The following is a 16,221-nucleotide window of genomic DNA, read 5'->3' on the forward strand; positions in this document are numbered from 1 at the left end:
TGCTCACTCGGAAGGGTGCTCTACGGAACTCGCTGGTGCGGCAGCGACCACGGTCACGAGATGGAAAAATGCCGGGCATGACTGACGCCCTTCTCTCCCAAGGCTCGACCACCGTCCTCGACGACGACCGCCACGTCGACCCCGCGCTGAAGACGCTCGCCTACCAGGCCGCGGTCGACGGCGTCGTGCTGCTGCGCAACGACGGTGCGCTCCCGCTCGAGGGGCGCGTGAGCGTGTTCGGGCGCGGTCAGGTCGACTGGATGACGGTCGGCTACGGCTCCGGAGGCGACGTCAACGCCGCCTACACCACCGTGCTTCTCGACTGTCTCGAGCGGGCCGACGGCGTGCAGGTGAACGGGGAGCTGGCCGAGGTCTACCGCCAATGGTGCGCCGCACACCCTGTCGAGCACGGCACGTGGGGCGCATGGCCGCGGTCCTACCCGGAGATGGACGTGTCGGCAGAGCTGGCCGCGGAGGAGGCGGCGTCGTCGGAGACCGCCGTCGTCGTGCTGGGCAGGGCGGCAGGCGAGGATCGTGACAACACGCTCGACCCCGGCTCCTACTACCTGACCACCGACGAGCGTGCGTTGCTGTCGACCGTGACGTCGGCGTTCGCGCGCACCGTCGTGGTGATCAACACGGGCAACCTGATGGACTTCGCGTGGATCGAGGAGTACGCCCCCAGCGCCATGCTACTCGCCTGGCTGGGTGGCATGGAGGGCGGCGCCGCCGTCGCCGACGTCCTGACCGGCGCCGCCGAGCCCACCGGCCGCCTCGCGGCCACCATCGCACGGGAGTACGTCGACTACCCGAGCGCCGCCAACTTCGGCAGCCCCGCGTTCAACAACTACTCCGAGGACATCTTCGTCGGCTACCGCTACTTCGAGACGTTCGCGCCCGACAAGGTGCTCTACCCCTTCGGCTTCGGCTTGTCCTACACGTCGTTCGATCTCACGCCGGTTGAGCCGGGTCGCTGCGCGGAGAGCCGGGCTGTCGCAGTTACGGTCACGAACACCGGAACGCGGGCGGGGCGGCAGGTGGTGCAGGCCTACCAGGCCAGCCCCGTCGGTGCGCTGTCGCAGCCCGCACGGCAGTTGGTCGCGTTCGCCAAGACCGGCGTCCTGCAGCCCGGCGAGTCGGCCGACGTCGAGCTCGCGTTCGACCTGCTCCCGTCCTACGACGACTCGGGCGCCACCGGGCACCGCAGCGCCTACGTCCTCGAGCCCGGCGAGTACCGCTTCTTCGTCGGCACGGATGTGCGCAGCGCCGCGCCCGCGGGGTCGGTCGAGGTGCCGGAGCTCGTCGTCGTCCGTCAACTGGAGGAGGCCGCAGCGCCCGTCGTGTCGTTCCCGCGGATCACCAACACCTCGGGAGAACTGAACTGGGAGGCTGTCCCGACGGCGACCGTCGATCTGCGCGGGCGCATCCTCTCCCGCCTGCCCGTGGCGCTGGAGCCGACGTCATTCGGCCTGATCTGGAGCGATGTCGTCTCTGGACAGGTCTCTCTCGACGCGTTCATCCGCGATCTTCCCGTCGAGGAACTCGTGGCGCTGTGCTACGGCGACCGCACCATGGACAGCCCGCTGGGGGCCCCGGGCAACGCTGGCGCGCTGGGCGGCGTCGATGAGGGGCTGCGACGCCGCGGCGTGCCGCCGGTGATCACGACCGACGGCCCGTCCGGACTGCGGCTCAGCTCGTACGCATCCCTGCTGCCCTGCGGCTCGGCGCTGGCATCGACCTGGGATGTTGACCTGGTCGAGGCGCTGTCGGCGCGCCTCGGCGAGGAGATGCTCCGCAAGGGTTCCGACGTCCTGCTCAGTCCCGGCATGAACATCCAGCGCGACCCGCTGTGCGGGCGCAACTTCGAGTACTTCTCCGAGGATCCGCTGGTCAGCGGCCGTGCCGCGGGCGCCGTCGTCCGAGGCGTGCAGGCGTCCGGGGCGTCGGCGTGCCCGAAGCACTTCGCCGCCAACAACCAGGAGTTCACGCGCATCACCAACGACTCGCGCGTCTCCGAGCGCGCGCTCCGCGAGGTGTACCTGCGCGGGTTCGAGATCGTCGTCGGCGAGGCTGCGCCGAAGAACATCATGACGTCGTACAACAAGGTCAACGGTGTGTGGGCCTACTACCACTACGACCTGGTGACCACGATCCTGCGCGGGGAGTGGAGCTACGAGGGCAACATCGTCACCGACTGGTGGACGTTCATGGCCGACGCCCCGCTCTTCCCCGGCCTGCGCGACGGCGGCTACCGGGTGCGGGCGCAGGTCGATGTGCTGATGCCCGGCGGCAAGACCCCGTTCACCGATGAACTCGACACAGGTGTCGTCGACGGCCTCGCCGACGGCGTTCTTACCCTCGGTGAGGTGCAGCGCACGGCGCGTAACGTGCTCCGCCAGGTGCTGGCGAACGCGCCGGCGCAGGCGCGCGAGGTGGTCGTTCCCGACCAACCTAGGCGCGGGATCCGCCTGGGCGGGTGATGCTCAGACCCTGAACCGCGCTCGCCCGAGGGCGGGTCCGGGCAGGACGACGTCCGCCCTCAGCTAAACTCCTACTAATTCCATGGGATTAACACTATATTGCTCCCGAAGGGCGGCCGGATGGTCCGGGCGCCCTCCCGGCTGAGGCCGGGCAGTAACAAGGAGCATTCCCATGAGCTATCCCCGCAGAGCAGTACTCGCCGTCACCGCGGCCGTCGTCGCGTCGGGTCTCATGGCCTGCACCGGAGGCGGCGCCAGTGACGATGTCAGCGGCGGAGCCGAGCCCGCCCAGGCGGGCGCTGGCGAGTCGTCGGTGATCAACCTGTACGCCTACGCGGTGCCAAAGGTCGGCTTTGACAAGGTCATCCCCGCCTTCACCGCCACGGAGGCGGGCAAGGGTGTCGAGTTCCGTCAGTCCTACGGCGCGTCCGGCGACCAGTCGCGCAAGGTCGCGGCCGGCGCGGAGGCGGACTTCGTGAACTTCTCCGTCGCGCCTGACATCACCCGGCTCGTCGACGCGGGCCTCGTCGCCGACGACTGGAGCTCCGTCGGCGACGGTGGCGTGGCGTTCGGGTCGGTGGTGACCATCGTCGTCCGAGAGGGAAACCCGAAGAGGATACGGGATTGGGACGACCTGCTCGCCCCCGGCATCGAGGTGGTCACGCCGAACCCGTTCTCCTCGGGATCCGCGAAGTGGAACCTGCTCGCGCCGTATTCGGCGAAGAGCGACGGCGGAAAGGACCCCGAGGCCGGCCTCGCCTACGTGGCGGTGCTGGTCAACGACCACATCCATGTGCAACCGAAGTCGGGCCGCGAGGCCACGGAGACGTTCCTCCAAGGCACCGGCGACGTGCTGCTGAGCTACGAGAACGAGGCGCTCTTCATCGAGGAGCAGGGCGAGCCGGTCGACCATGTGACCCCGCCGATAACCTTCCGCATCGACAACCCGGTCGCGGTTCTGAAGGACAGCCCCAACCTCGAGGTGGCGACGGCGTTCCGCGACTACCTCTTCACGCCCGAGGCGCAGCGGCTATGGGCGGAGGCGGGCTTCCGGCCCACCGACGCGAGCGTCGCGGCGGAGTTCGCCGACAAGTTCCCGACTCCGGAGAAGCTGTGGACCATCGACGACCTCGGCGGCTGGGGCGTCGTCGACCCGGAGCTGTTCGCCAAGGAGACCGGAAAGATCGCCACGATCTACGACGAGGCGACGTCGTGACCGCGCCCACCCTTGCCCCCGGGGCCGCCGAGGAGGCGGCCCCGTCGGGCGGTCCTCCACCGAAACCGGCGGCGCGGAGGCACCGCGCCGGGCGGGTGAACGGGCTGACGTTCGGCGTCGTGACGCTGTGGCTGAGCATCATCGTCCTGCTGCCGCTGGCCGCGTTGACCGTCGCGGCGTTCGACGACGGATGGGCCGGCTTCTGGGACGCCGTCACCGCCCCCTCGGCGCTGGCCGCGCTGGGAACCACGATCCTGATCTCCGCGGGCGTCGCGTGGGTGAACGTCGTCGCGGGGACGCTGATCGCCTGGGTGCTCGTGCGCGACCAGTTCCCCGGAAAGCGCATCGTCGATGCTCTGATCGATCTGCCGTTCGCCCTGCCCACCATCGTCGCGAGCATCGTGCTGCTGTCGTTGTACGGGCCGTCGAGTCCCATCGGGGTCGAGCTGAACGCCACCCGCTGGGGCGTGGGCATCGCGCTGGCCTTCGTCACGCTGCCGTTCGTCGTGCGCTCGGTGCAGCCGGTGCTGATCGAGCTGGACACCGACGTCGAACAGGCCGCGGCGTCGCTCGGCGCCGGCAACTGGACGACCTTCCGCCGGGTCGTGCTGCCTGCGCTCACGCCGGCGATCGTCTCAGGCGGAGGCCTGGCCGTCGCGCGTGCCATCGGCGAGTACGGGTCCGTCGTGCTGATCGGCGGCAACATCCCCCGCGAGACCCAGGTGGCCTCGCAGTACATCCAGCAGCAGATCGAGACTGACCGCCCGGTGGCGGCGGCCGCGGTGTCCGTGGCGCTGCTGCTCGTCTCGTTCGCCACGCTGCTCGTGCTGCGGGTCTTCGCGAGCCGCGCCCTCGACCGGCAGGAGGTGGCCCGATGAGGGTCTCCCGCGCCAGTCGCGTCACGCTGCGCACGCTCGCGCTCGCCTATCTCGCCGTGCTCCTCGCCTTCCCGATCATCACCATCTTGTGGCGCACCTTCCAGCCGGGCCTCGGCGCGTTCTGGGACTCGATCCGCACGCCCGCGGCCATCTCCGCGCTCAACCTCTCGCTGCTGATCGTCGCCATCGTCGTGCCGCTCAACGTGGTGTTCGGCGTCGTCACTGCGCTGGTTCTCGTCCGCGGACGATTCCCCGGCCGGCGGCTGCTTTCCGGCATCGTCGACCTCCCGTTCGCGGTCTCGCCGATCGTCGTCGGCGTCGCCCTGATCATGCTCTGGGGCATCGACGGGTGGTTCGGCGGGCTGGAGACCCTCGGCGTCAAGGTCATCTTCGGCCTGCCCGGCATGGTGATCGCGACGCTGTTCGTCACCCTTCCCTTCGTTGTTCGTGAGGTCGAGCCGGTGCTGCGCGAGATCGGCACCGAGCAGGAGCAGGCCGCCGCCACGCTCGGCGCTTCCACCTGGCAGACGTTCACGCGCATCACGCTGCCCGCCATCCGCTGGGGCCTCACCTACGGCGTCGTCCTCACCGCGGCCCGCGCGCTCGGCGAGTTCGGCGCGGTGATCATGGTCAGCTCGGGCTTCCCCGGCGTCTCACAGACCCTCACGCTGCTGGTCCACGCTCGCTATATCGACGACCACAACACCCATGGCGCCTACGCCGCGGCCACGCTGCTGATGATGATCGCGCTCGTCATCCTGCTGTTGATGACCGTCATCGACAGCCGGCGCCCCCACGAACACGCACCCACCACCGTCAGGAGCAAGCCATGATCCGAGTCGTCCGCGCCACCAAGTCCTACGGGAGCTTCACCGCCCTCGACGACGTCTCCCTCGACATCCCGGCCGGCAGCCTCACCGCCCTGCTCGGCCCCAGCGGGTCTGGGAAGTCGACGCTGCTGCGTTCCATCGCCGGGTTGGAGGACCTCGACTCCGGCGCGGTGCTGATCGCCGGCGCCGACGTGACCAGCCAGCCCCCGCAGAAGCGGGGGATCGGCTTCGTGTTCCAGCACTACGCCGCGTTCAAGCACATGACGGTGCGCGACAACGTCGCGTTCGGCCTCACCATCCGCAAGCGGCCAAAGCAGGAGATCCGACGCCGCGTCGACGACTTGCTCGAGGTGGTGGGCCTTGCCGGGTTCCAGCACCGCTACCCCGCGCAGCTGTCCGGTGGCCAGCGGCAGCGGATGGCGCTGGCCCGCGCGCTCGCCGTCGATCCTCAGGTGCTGCTGCTCGATGAGCCCTTCGGCGCCCTCGACGCAAAGGTCCGCGACGACCTGCGGCGCTGGTTGCGTCGGCTGCACGACGAGGTCCACGTCACCACCGTGCTGGTCACCCACGACCAGGAGGAGGCGCTCGACGTCGCGGACCGGATCGCCGTGCTCAACGCCGGCCGGGTCGAGCAGGTGGGCAGTCCCGACGAGCTGTACGAGCGGCCGGACAACGCGTTCGTGATGTCCTTCCTCGGCTCGGTGTCGCGGCTCGGCGGGGCGCTGGCCCGACCGCATGACCTGAGGGTTGAGCGCGACGCCCACCGCGCGCACAGCGCCGCCCAGGCCGAAGGGCTTCCCGTCGTCGAGGCGGAGGTGGACCGCCTCGTCCGGTTGGGCTTCGAGGTGCGCGTCGAGCTCAGGGAACCCGCGTCTGGCGATGCTTTCTTCGCCCAGCTCACCCGCGACGAGGCCACTGGGCTCGACCTGAGGGTCGGCGACAGGGTCTGGGTGCTCCCGACCCGCACGCTGTCGTCGGCGGAGCGGCCCCCGGCGCTGGCGAGTTGAGACACAATGAGCGGATGGAGATCTCCGCGAAGACCGAATACGCCGTGCGGGCCATGCTGCAGTTGGCGGAGGCGGCCGGCGACGACCGGCCGGTGCCCGCGGATGCCCTCGCCCAGGCGCAGGCGTTGCCCCGCAAGTTCCTTGAGAACATCCTGGCAGACCTCCGCAGGGCGGGCCTTGTGCGCAGCGCGCAGGGAGCGCGTGGCGGCTATCGGTTGACGAGCCCGGCCACCGAGATCTCCGTCGGCGCGATCATCCGGGCCGTCGACGGCCCCCTCGCCGAGGTGAGGGGCCGTCGCCCCCAGGACACCACCTACGACGGCGTCGCCAAGCACCTGCCCGTGCTGTGGGTCGCGGTCCGCGCGAGCCTGCGCCAGGTCCTCGACGACACGTCCCTCGATGCGCTCCTCACCGGCGGTTTCCCCGACCAGGTGCGTGTTCTTGCCGACCTCCCCGACGCCTGGGAGAACCGCTGAGCGGGGCTACCCGAGGGGGCCGGGCGCGCGCCTGCCTACTGCCGCGCCACCTGGGCGGCGTCGTGGCGCCAGCCTTCCACTGGTGCCGCCAGCGTTGCGTCGTGACGCCAGCCCTATCGGCCCTTCTAGCGCAGGCGTCACGACCTAACACAGGCCCCTTCATCACGACGCTGGCGTCGCGCTGCGCAGCGCAGGCGTCACGGGTGAAGGCAGGTGTTGCGCTACGGAACGCGGGCGACGCAGGGCAGGCACGGCCAGTCGCCAGACAAGGGTGATGCGCTGTCAGGTCGCCAGGTACCGACCTGGGCGGTGGTTGAGGATCAGGACCAGGCTGAGCATCGCCACGCCGCAGGCCGACAGCAGCACCGTCGACGGCGGGGCGAAGACCAGCGCGCTGGTGACGATCAGCGTGTCGAACGCCAACTGCACGTGGCCGGCGCGCCAGCCCAGCTTGTCCTGCGCGATCAGGGAAACGATGCTGAAGCCTGCCGGGCTGGCGTCGTGGCGGAACAGGATCAGGAACCCGATGCCGAGCAGCGCGTTTCCCACGAGCGCCCCGTAGACGGGGTTGACGTCGACCGCGCCCAGCGCGAGGCCGCTGACCGTCGACATGGCGGAGATCAGCGTGACGGCGACTGCGCTGCGCAGGGCGAAGCGCCAGCCCTTTTGCCAGAGACCGAGGCCGTAGAAGGGGATGGCGAGGAGGAAGATCGCGAGGCCGAGGTCGACGCCCAGGGTGTTGGTGAGCAAGAGCGCGATGCCCTCGGTGCCGCCGGTCGCGGCGCCGGCCGACTTCAGCAAGAACAGCCCGAGCGAGATCACCGCGGCGGCCGTCACCAGGGCCGCGATGTCTTCGACGGGGGAGTGGGCTGCGGACACGCGGGCCTTCGAGTGAGTCTTGAGCACGCTCCGATCTTCGGAGAGCTGGTCGGGGATGTGCAAGCGAAGGGGATGTCGCTGGGATGGATGCATAATGTCTGCCGTGAACAGCGAAAATATGCCAAGTGTCAGGCAGCTCGACGTGCTGGATGCCCGGATCCTGCTGGCGCTGGACGACGACCCGAACTCCTCGATCCTGCAGGTTGCCCAGAAGCTGGGCATCTCCCGCAACACCGTCCACGCCAGGATGCAGCGCCTCGAACGCGACCAGGTGCTCGAGGGGTTCAGCTACCGGGTGACCCCGACGTCGCTCGGCTACCCGTTGGTCGCGTTCGTCGCGCTCGCGCTCAGCCAGCGCGACGGCCCCGAGGCCGCGGAGGAGTTGTACGCCATCCCCGAGGTGATGGAGGTGCACTTCACCACCGGCGACGCCGACCTGCTGACCCGTGTCGTCGCGAAGGACACCCTGGATCTGCATCGGATCACCAACCGGATCCTGGAAATCGACGGCATCCAGCGCACCAACACCATGATCTCCGTGAACCCGGTCATGCCGTACCGGTCCCGCCCCCTGCTCGAGCGCCTCGCCGAGGGCGGTTAGGCAGCTATGCGCTGCTTGTGACCGACCTGGACGGTCGTAGGGTCCTTGTCCTTAGGTGGGAGGTTTTTGTCCAGAACTGAACGAAAACCTCCCACCGAGAAGGGTGGCGAAGCTGTACTGGCGGTGCTACCTCGCTCTCCTGCAGCACCCTGAGGCGACGGGGTATGAGCTCGCCAAGTCCGCAGGCCTGCAGCGGGCCAACACCTACCCGGCTCTTGAGTCCCTGTGTGAGAAGGGGTTCGCCAGCCGCACGACGACCGACTCGCCGGCGCGGCATGTCGCAGTGCCGCCGGCAGAGACCCTGGGGCGGCTCAAGCGGCAGACGGCCCGCCGTGTCGACGCGCTGGTCGCCGATCTCGCCGCCTGGACCGCACCCCAACCGACAACGGCCATCACCGCGGTGCAGGGTCACGACGCCGTGGCCGATCGGGTGCTTGCTCTGATCGACGCCGCTCGGGAGCGCGTGGCGTTGTGCTGCTGGTCGGATGATCTCGGCTGGCTCGCTGACGCCCTGCGCGCCGCCGCTAACTCCGACTGCCGGGTGGTGGTCAACGTCTTCGGCGACGGTGATCTCGACGTCGGCGAGGTGTTCCGTCACGAGAGCCCGGACGGTACGGTCGGCGGGCACCTGCTGCTGTTGGCCGTCGACTTCCGGACGGCCCTGGTGGCCACCCTCGACACTGGGCCCCTGCTGACCGACATGGTCGATCTGTAGGCGGGTCTACAACTCGCGAATGACGAGCGATACCTGGATCGGATTGGCGAGCCTTGTCGCCGAGACATGCCGGAGCGGGGGACAACTCGATGAGCGAAACGCTGACGCTCATCCGAACGGCGGATGAAGGTCCTTCATCGAGAACCGTCGCCGCCGGTGAACGACGACCAGCAGCAGGACGACGCTCGACAGCAGCACGAGGGCGAGCAGCGCGACGTCGAGCACGAACCGGCTCATCAGACCTCCGGAGATCGCGATCCGGAACGCCTCAATGCTGTACCGCATCGGCATGAACCTGCCGAGCGACGCGAAGAAGGGCGGCAGCATCTCCGGTGGGTAGGTCCCGCCCGCAGCGGTGAGCTGGAGGATCAGCAGTAACAGCATCCCCGCCGTCGCGACGAGACCCAGCCAGGTGCGCAGGAGGTGCGCGATGGCGGAGAAGGCCAGCGCGACCAGCGTCGTGAGCGCGATGAGCAGCCAAGGATGGACCGGGGCGATCCCGAGGCCGATCCAGGCGACGGCCAGCATGATCCAGCTGGCGACGACCGACGTGGCGGCGAGCGTCCCCCACGCGGTGAGCCCGATGCGGAGATCGGAGCCGCGCGCAGCAAGCACGCGTCCGGTGATAGGTCTGAGGAGGAAGAACGCCGAGATGCCGAACATCCACAAAGCGATGGAGAAGAACATCGGGGCGAGGCCGCGGCCGTTCACATGGGCAGGGTTGTCGACCTGCATGGTCACGTCTACCGGGGCCGACATGACCGTGACGGCGTCGTCCTGTTCGGCCGCGGTCAGGACAGGGATCCGGGCGGCTCCGGCCGCCAGCTCCGTGGCGAGCGTGTGCGCACCCTCGGAGAGCTGTGCGAGACCGTCATCGAGTGCGTCGCCGCCCTCCGCGGCTTCCGCGATCCCGTCTCTGAGCGTGGCCGCGCCGTCGGACACCTTCGCGGCACCGTCGCGCAGCGCGTCCACCTTCTCCTTCGCCGAGGTCGCCTTGGCCGACAGGTCACCAAGGCTGTGTAGGCGCGTGTCTGCCGCAGCGACGTCGTCGGCAACCTTCGCGGCCTTTTCGGCCGCGGACGACGTGAACGCGCCGAGCTTCGCGGCGTGGGTCGACAGCCGCGCGACGACGGGGTCGTCTGCCAGCTCCGGATGGTCGGCGAGCAGCGCATCGAGGTCGTCTGAAAGGGAGGAGGACACGTCATCGAGCCGCGCCGCGTCGTCGGCGACGGCGGCTGTCAGGTCTGCCGCGCGGTCGGCCGCATCCTGCACCTTCTTCTGCGCCTCGGGGAGGCGTTCGGCCGCCGCGCTCAGGACCGGATCGACGACGTCGGCCAGTTGGGCGGTGCCGTCGGCCACCTGACCGGCTCCCTCGGACAGCTTCGCGGCCCCGGAGCGGAGCGTGTGGAGCCCCGAGACAAGGGCGGAGCTGCCGTCGTGCGCCGTGGCGAGACCCTCATCGAGTCGCGCCGCACCGTCGGCCGCCTTCTGCATGCCACCCCGGATCGTGTCGAGGTTCGCGAACACCGCCTCGAAGTAGCTGCGCACCGCGGTCTCGTCAATGGCGCGTGCGATGGAGTTCTGCGCCGAGTTGGTGATGGTGCCGATCACAAAGCCGTTGGCGTCGTTGCGGCGCAACTCGATGCTGGCGCGCCGGGGGTCGAGGTCTTTTGCGCTGACGAGGTCACGGGAGAAGCTCTCCGGCACGGTGATGACGAGATAGAAGTCGCCGCGTTCGAGACCCGCCTCGGCATCGGCGGACGAGGCGTCCGCGAAGGCGAAGGTTCCGGATCGGTGGAGGCTGTCGACGAAGTCTCGGCCGGCAGAGACCTCCTTGCCGTTCACGGCGGTCGGGACGTCGTGATTGACGACGGCCACCGGCACCTGGTTGAGGCGGCCGTACGGGTCCCAGTTGCCCGCGAGGTAGATGCAGCCGTACAGCATGGGGACGACGAGGATGAAGGCGAGGGCCAGGCGCGGCAGCGGGCCTTTGAACCGGCGCAGTTCGAAGCGGGCGAGCGTGAGGGGGTTGCGGGAGCTGTCAGGCATGGCGAGGATCCATCTCTACGGTGAGGGCCTCCGGCGGCACCGCGGCCCGCTCGGAGGTGGAGGCCACGACGGTGACGCCGTCGTCGGCGAGCGCGAGGAGGCCGGCCCAGAGCGCAGCCTGGTCGGTGAGGGTCGTCTCGCGGTCGATGTCATCGACCACGACCAGGCGGGCGGGCCGGATCGCTGCCAGGGCGATCGCGGCCCGGGTCTGATCGGCGGGGGATAGCTGTCCGAAAAGGGTGTCGCGGGGCTCGTCGAGGCCAAGCAGCAGCGCGGCGTGCAGGTAGTTCGCGTGCCGCTCGCGGGCGGAGGCGCCGTCGGCCAGCGTGCGCTCCGTGATGCAGTCCTCCAGCGACAGCTTCGGCTCGGCCGCGACGAGGTCGGCGATCCGCGCGACGGACGTGACCTTGCGCACCCGCCCGGGGTGAGCGACGGCGTCGATCCCGTCAACGATCAGCTCGCCGGCGATGCCGCGCATGCGCCCGGCGAGCGCGAGCAGCAGCGCGGACTTGCCCGAGCCGTCGGCGCCGGCGACCGCGACGACAGACCGGTGAGCGATGGTCGCCGTGACCGGGTTGAAGACGTGGCCGCGCGGGGTGCACAAGCTGAGGCCCTTTGCGACGATCACCGGACTGAGGGCGGAGTAATCTGACACGTGGGCAATCTACGAGCGCGTGGTCCCTCAGGCAATCCCTATCCCGGCAATAGCTCCGGCTCGCCCGGTGTTACCAGGGGCGGGCGGCGGAGGCACGTTCGAGGAGGGCGTCGCGGAGCGAGGGCGGTAGGTCGATGGTGGTCAGTTCCTGGGCCAGGTCGAGGCCGTTCAGTCGCTTGATCGCGCTCCAGGCGGCTTCCTTGGTCGAGAATTCGATCTCGGCGGCGTCGAGGAGGGCGAACGTGTCGCCGATCAGGTCCGACGCGGCGGGCCGTAGGCCGACCAGGACGATGTTGGCGCCGTCGGAGGAGACGGTTCCCAGCTCGACCCGCAGCGCCGGGGAGAGAAGCTCGTCGGTGGCGACGGCGGGAGCGACACGTCCGACGGCGTCAGGCAGCGCGGCAGCCGCCGGCTGTGAGACTCCCTCGATCCGTTCTACGGCGTCGGCGCCCACGATCTCTAGTGTGATCTTGCGCTCTGTGAGCGGGTTGGGTCCGGTCGTCGGCTCGATGGTGAGGTGGAGGTCGGCGAGGCCGTCGTCGCGGACGGTGAGGCTAGCCAAGAACCTCGTCACATTGGGCTCGGACGGGACGCCCTCGCCATGGTCCTCGCTCAGGTGGGAGACGCCGTTGCCGGGGAACACGCGCAGAGTGAGGCGCGACGGGGCATCGGTCACCGGATCCAAGGCGTCGGCCAGCGGCAGCACCGAACCGGCCTTGGCAAGGACAGGAACCTGTTCCAGGCCGCGATGCAGCGAGAGATGGCGCCCGCCGTCGTAGTGCTGGCCGGTGAACAGATCGAACCAGGCGCCGTCGGGCAGCCACACCCGGACGGCGCCGAGCGTCGAGGTCTTGTCCTCGGGCGTCGTGATCGGGGCGACCAGCAGGTGCTCTCCCAGCAGGTACTGGTTCCGCGCCCAGAAGGCCTCGCCGGCTGTGGCATGGTCGTGGTACATCGGCCGGACGACGGCGACGGCGTCGGTGTGCGCCCGCCAGGCAGCCGTGTACAGCATCGGGATCAGGCGATGACGCAGCCGCATGAACCGCGAGATGACACCGAAGGCGCGCGGGCCGAACGTCCACGGCTCCTTCGTCGTGAACGGGCTGTTCGACGAGTGGAGCCTGTTCACCGGCGAGAAGGCGCCGAACTGGCACCACCGCACGGTGAGCTCGGTGTCCTTGGCGCCCCACATGTGCCCGCCGATGTCGTGCGACCACCACGTGTAGCCGACGTTCGCTGCGGTCGCGGTGAAGTACGGCTGGAAGTCGAGCGAGTCCCAGGTGATGATCGCGTCGCCTGAGAAGCCGATGGGGTAGCGGTGGCTGCCGAGCCCGGCGTAGCGCGAGAAGGTGAGCGGGCGCCTACCGCCGCGTGCTGAGTCAAGGAAGTGGATGTGGTTCAGCATCCACAACGGGTCGAGGCCCGGAATGCTCGTCGTGCTGCCCGACTGCCAGTCGAGCCACCAGAAGTCGACACCCTCCTCCTCCAGAGGGTGATGCAGATGCGTCAGGTAGGCGTCGACGAACTCCCGGGACGTGACATCGAACGCGACGGGAAGCCCGCTCTCCGGGTCGATGCCCATCGCCTCGGCCACCTGCGGGTATGCGTCCTCGTGGCGGCGTACGCCGTCGGCGGGGTGCACATTGAGCGTGACCGCGAGGCCGCGGTCACGCAGCTCGCTCAGGAAACGCGCGGGGTCCGGGAACAGCTCCCGGTCCCACGTGTATCCCGTCCAGCCCGTGCCGATATCCGGGTCGATGTCGACGAGGTGCCAGTCCATGTCGATCACCGACACCGACAGCGGGATCCGCTCCGCCGCGAAGCGGTCCATCAGCGCCAGGTACCCGTCCTCGTCGTACCGCCAGTACCGGCTCCACCAGTTGCCGAGCACATACCGCGGCACGAGCGGCGTCGGGCCGGTGAGGCGGTGGTAGTCGCGCAGCGCGCCGGCGAAGTCGCGGCCGTGCGCGAAGAGGTAGAGGTCCTGCCTCCCACGCGGGCCGCCCTCGGGCCGCGGCTCGATCCAGCCGTCCTCGGACAGCAGCACCGAGCCCGAGTCGTCGACGACGGCGAACCCGTAGGTGGACAGGATGCCGAAGTCGAGCTCGGTCGCACCGTCGACCTCGTCCAAGGTCCGCGTCGTGCCGAGCAGGTTGCCGCGGAACGGCGGTTGCTGCGGATAGGCGACGCCGGGCCGCCACGTCGAGTAGTGCCCGTCGGAGGTGCCGCGCAGCAACCGCACCGTGAGCCCCGCCTCGCTGAACTCCTTGCCGTCGTAGACGACCTGGAGGTCGTCGGTCAGGATCTCCAACCCGCCATCGGGAAGATGCGCGATGGTGAACTCCGGTATGGGGAAGTCACGCGAGACGACGAGCTGGGTCGGCCTATCGACGAACTCCCCGCGCTCGTTCCATTCCATCCGGAGCAGACGCGAGGTGAGCACGGTGAAGCGGTAGGTGGGGCCGGCGACGACGGCGTCGAGATGCGCCGGGGCGGGTCGGCCGTCGGACATGGAGAACAAGATTGCTCCTTGGGTCGAGTCTCCGACACAGATCTATCTATACGGGGAGCCAGGCCGTATAGAGGGCCTGGCTGGCCGTATAGAGAGAGATCTGTGTTCGGGTCTGGGTCAGGCGAGGCGGAGGATGCGGGATTCCCAGGGGGCAAGGACCGACGGGTCCGGCTCCGGGTGGGTGCTGAGGACGAGGTCCGCGCCGGCGAGGTCCGGGAGGCCGTCGGGGACCCCCGCGGGGGTCGAGGAGCAGTTCGCCAGGACCAGGAGCGTGTCGTCGTCGAGGGTCCGGGTAAAGGCCCAGATCTGGTCGTGGTCCGGGAGGAGCAGCTCGAACCGGCCCTCCTGGACTGTCTTGTCTTCGTGACGCAGCCGGATCAGGGCCTGGTAGTGCGCGAACACGGAGCCGGGGTCGGCGAGCGCGGCCTGGGCGTTGATCTCGGTGTAGTTCGGGTTTGCCGCGTACCAAGGTGTGCCGGTGGTGAAGCCTGCGTGGTCGGTCGCGTCCCAGTGCACCGGGGTGCGGGCGTGGTCGCGGGACTTCGCGGCGAGCGAGCGCAGGATGTCCTCTTCGGGAATGCCGCGGGCGGTGGCCAGCCGGTGGTAGTTGAGCGACTCGACATCCTGGTAGTGGCCGATCTCGGTGAACGGGGAGTTCGTCATCCCGAACTCTTCGCCCTGGTACACGTACGGGGTGCCTTTGTGCAGGTGCAGCACTGTGGCAAGGGTCTTCGCGGAGTTCACGCGATGCTCCGGAGAGGTGTCGCCGAACCGGGACACCGCGCGGGGCTGGTCGTGGTTATCCCAGTACAGCGAGTTCCAGCCGGCCTCGGCCAGCCCTTCCTGCCAGTCGGCCAGGTTGCCCTTCAACGCAGGAAGGGGAAGCGGGGCGATGTCCCACTTCGCCGCCCCGGGGACCTGGTCGAGGTGCATGTGTTCGAAGGTGAACACCATGTTCAGCTCGTGGCGGGCAGGATCCGTGATGCGCTGGGCGACCTCGATGGTCGCGCCTGGTGTCTCGCCGACGGTGATGAGGTTGCGTTCGTCGAGGCCGACCTCGCGGTTCATCTCGGCCAGGAACTCGTCCAGTCGGGGGCCGTTGGCGATCTCCCCGAAGCTGGCCGAGTTGGGGTCCATCGCGCTACCCGAGACCAGTTCGGCGGGCTTCGAGATGAGGTTGATGACGTCCATCCGGAAGCCGTCGACGCCCCGGTCGACCCACCAGCGCATCATCTCGTACACAGCCTGACGCACCTCGGGGTTCTCCCAGTTCAGGTCCGGCTGACCGGGGCTGAAGATCCCGAGGTAGTACTCGCCGCTTGCCGGATCGTAGGTCCAGGCCGACGGCGCGAACGCCGCGGGCTTGTCGTCGGGTTCCGCGCCGGGAGTGCCGGGCTCAGCACCGGGGCGGGCGGGGCGCCAGTAGTACCAGTCGCGCTTCGGCGAAGCCGGGTCGCGGGACTCCTGGAACCACGCGTGCTGGTCCGAGGTGTGGTTCACCACGAGATCCATGACCAGCTTCATCCCCCGGGCATGCGTCTGGGCGATCAGCTCGTCGAGATCCTCGAGCGTACCGAACAGCGGATCGACGTCGCGGTAGTCGGAGATGTCGTACCCGTTGTCGACCTGCGGCGAGCGATACACCGGCGACAGCCACAACACGTCGACACCCAACTCGGACAGGTAGTCCAGCCGGGACGTGATGCCGGGGATGTCGCCGACGCCGTCGCCGTTCGAGTCCTGGAACGATCGCGGATAGATCTGATACACGACCGCAGACCGCCACCAGCCGTCGGGTCGATGAGACAGGGACGACTGGGTGCGGTCTGCGGTCATGGGTTTTCCTTCATGTTGTGGTCTGCCACCCGGCTCCTGCGCTGTGGAACAGCACAGGAACCGGGAGCGGGTCGCTACTGCCGTAGG

At 69.1% G+C, this 16,221-nt stretch carries 13 protein-coding genes; 8 read left to right on the forward strand and 5 right to left on the reverse strand.

Annotation, left to right across the window (positions count from 1 at the left end; translation table 11 throughout):
• The first annotated feature begins 77 nt into the window (after positions 1 to 77).
• The 6 genes from IPJ61_RS14850 to IPJ61_RS14875 all read left to right on the forward strand — a co-directional run bounded on the left by IPJ61_RS14850 (position 78) and on the right by IPJ61_RS14875 (position 6,887).
• Entirely contained in the window at positions 78 to 2,480 is a 2,403-nt protein-coding gene (locus tag IPJ61_RS14850; protein WP_297109181.1) for a beta-glucosidase, read from the forward strand.
• Between the two features lie 172 nt (positions 2,481 to 2,652).
• Positions 2,653 to 3,696, forward strand: coding sequence for a sulfate ABC transporter substrate-binding protein (locus IPJ61_RS14855; RefSeq protein ID WP_297109184.1), 1,044 nt, complete (start codon positions 2,653 to 2,655; stop codon positions 3,694 to 3,696).
• Entirely contained in the window at positions 3,693 to 4,574 is an 882-nt protein-coding gene (gene cysT, locus IPJ61_RS14860; RefSeq protein ID WP_297109187.1) for a sulfate ABC transporter permease subunit CysT, read from the forward strand. Before IPJ61_RS14855 ends, cysT begins: the two co-directional genes overlap by 4 nt.
• Positions 4,571 to 5,407, forward strand: a complete 837-nt coding sequence (gene cysW, locus IPJ61_RS14865; RefSeq protein WP_297109190.1) for a sulfate ABC transporter permease subunit CysW — start codon at positions 4,571 to 4,573, stop codon at positions 5,405 to 5,407. The genes cysT and cysW overlap by 4 nt, the downstream gene beginning before the upstream one ends.
• Positions 5,404 to 6,411, forward strand: coding sequence for a sulfate/molybdate ABC transporter ATP-binding protein (locus tag IPJ61_RS14870; RefSeq protein WP_297109193.1), 1,008 nt, complete (start codon positions 5,404 to 5,406; stop codon positions 6,409 to 6,411). The genes cysW and IPJ61_RS14870 overlap by 4 nt, the downstream gene beginning before the upstream one ends.
• 14 nt (positions 6,412 to 6,425) lie before the next feature.
• Positions 6,426 to 6,887: an RrF2 family transcriptional regulator gene (locus tag IPJ61_RS14875; protein ID WP_297109196.1), complete on the forward strand. Its 462-nt coding sequence runs from the start codon at positions 6,426 to 6,428 to the stop codon at positions 6,885 to 6,887.
• Positions 6,888 to 7,169: 282 nt separating this feature from the next.
• Here the strand turns inward: IPJ61_RS14875 and IPJ61_RS14880 are convergent, their stop codons facing one another.
• The gene (locus IPJ61_RS14880) at positions 7,170 to 7,793 is read right to left on the reverse strand and encodes a YitT family protein (RefSeq protein WP_297109198.1); all 624 of its coding nucleotides are present in this window, start codon (positions 7,791 to 7,793) and stop codon (positions 7,170 to 7,172) included.
• A gap of 76 nt (positions 7,794 to 7,869) precedes the next feature.
• Here IPJ61_RS14880 and IPJ61_RS14885 point away from each other — a divergent pair, with 76 nt between their 5' ends.
• Entirely contained in the window at positions 7,870 to 8,367 is a 498-nt protein-coding gene (locus IPJ61_RS14885) for an Lrp/AsnC family transcriptional regulator (RefSeq protein ID WP_297109200.1), read from the forward strand.
• A gap of 103 nt (positions 8,368 to 8,470) precedes the next feature.
• Positions 8,471 to 9,082: a TrmB family transcriptional regulator gene (locus tag IPJ61_RS14890; protein ID WP_297109203.1), complete on the forward strand. Its 612-nt coding sequence runs from the start codon at positions 8,471 to 8,473 to the stop codon at positions 9,080 to 9,082.
• 108 nt (positions 9,083 to 9,190) lie between these two features.
• Here the strand turns inward: IPJ61_RS14890 and IPJ61_RS14895 are convergent, their stop codons facing one another.
• The 4 genes from IPJ61_RS14895 to IPJ61_RS14910 form a co-directional block, all read right to left on the reverse strand.
• Positions 9,191 to 11,131 carry a YhgE/Pip domain-containing protein gene (locus IPJ61_RS14895; protein WP_297109206.1) on the reverse strand — a complete coding sequence of 647 codons (1,941 nt, stop codon included), beginning with the start codon at positions 11,129 to 11,131 and terminating at the stop codon, positions 9,191 to 9,193.
• Positions 11,124 to 11,786: an ATP-binding cassette domain-containing protein gene (locus IPJ61_RS14900; RefSeq protein ID WP_297109209.1), complete on the reverse strand. Its 663-nt coding sequence runs from the start codon at positions 11,784 to 11,786 to the stop codon at positions 11,124 to 11,126. The genes IPJ61_RS14895 and IPJ61_RS14900 overlap by 8 nt, the downstream gene beginning before the upstream one ends.
• 70 nt (positions 11,787 to 11,856) lie before the next feature.
• Positions 11,857 to 14,298 (reverse strand): glycoside hydrolase family 31 protein, encoded by a 2,442-nt coding sequence (locus IPJ61_RS14905; RefSeq protein ID WP_297109212.1) that lies wholly within the window; start codon positions 14,296 to 14,298, stop codon positions 11,857 to 11,859.
• A 117-nt stretch (positions 14,299 to 14,415) separates the two neighbouring features.
• Positions 14,416 to 16,134: a glycoside hydrolase family 13 protein gene (locus tag IPJ61_RS14910; protein WP_297109215.1), complete on the reverse strand. Its 1,719-nt coding sequence runs from the start codon at positions 16,132 to 16,134 to the stop codon at positions 14,416 to 14,418.
• Positions 16,135 to 16,221: the final 87 nt, after the last annotated feature.

The organism is Tessaracoccus sp., from assembly GCF_016714275.1.
Lineage (GTDB): Bacteria > Actinomycetota > Actinomycetes > Propionibacteriales > Propionibacteriaceae > Arachnia.

Coding starts and splice junctions, on each gene's coding strand:
- IPJ61_RS14875 (WP_297109196.1), top strand. CDS start 6,426: ATGGAGATCTCCGCGAAGACCGAATACGCCGTGCGGGCCATGCTGCAG.
- IPJ61_RS14910 (WP_297109215.1), bottom strand. CDS start 16,134: ATGACCGCAGACCGCACCCAGTCGTCCCTGTCTCATCGACCCGACGGC.
- IPJ61_RS14870 (WP_297109193.1), top strand. CDS start 5,404: ATGATCCGAGTCGTCCGCGCCACCAAGTCCTACGGGAGCTTCACCGCC.
- IPJ61_RS14895 (WP_297109206.1), bottom strand. CDS start 11,131: ATGCCTGACAGCTCCCGCAACCCCCTCACGCTCGCCCGCTTCGAACTG.
- IPJ61_RS14905 (WP_297109212.1), bottom strand. CDS start 14,298: ATGTCCGACGGCCGACCCGCCCCGGCGCATCTCGACGCCGTCGTCGCC.
- IPJ61_RS14850 (WP_297109181.1), top strand. CDS start 78: ATGACTGACGCCCTTCTCTCCCAAGGCTCGACCACCGTCCTCGACGAC.
- cysW (WP_297109190.1), top strand. CDS start 4,571: ATGAGGGTCTCCCGCGCCAGTCGCGTCACGCTGCGCACGCTCGCGCTC.
- IPJ61_RS14855 (WP_297109184.1), top strand. CDS start 2,653: ATGAGCTATCCCCGCAGAGCAGTACTCGCCGTCACCGCGGCCGTCGTC.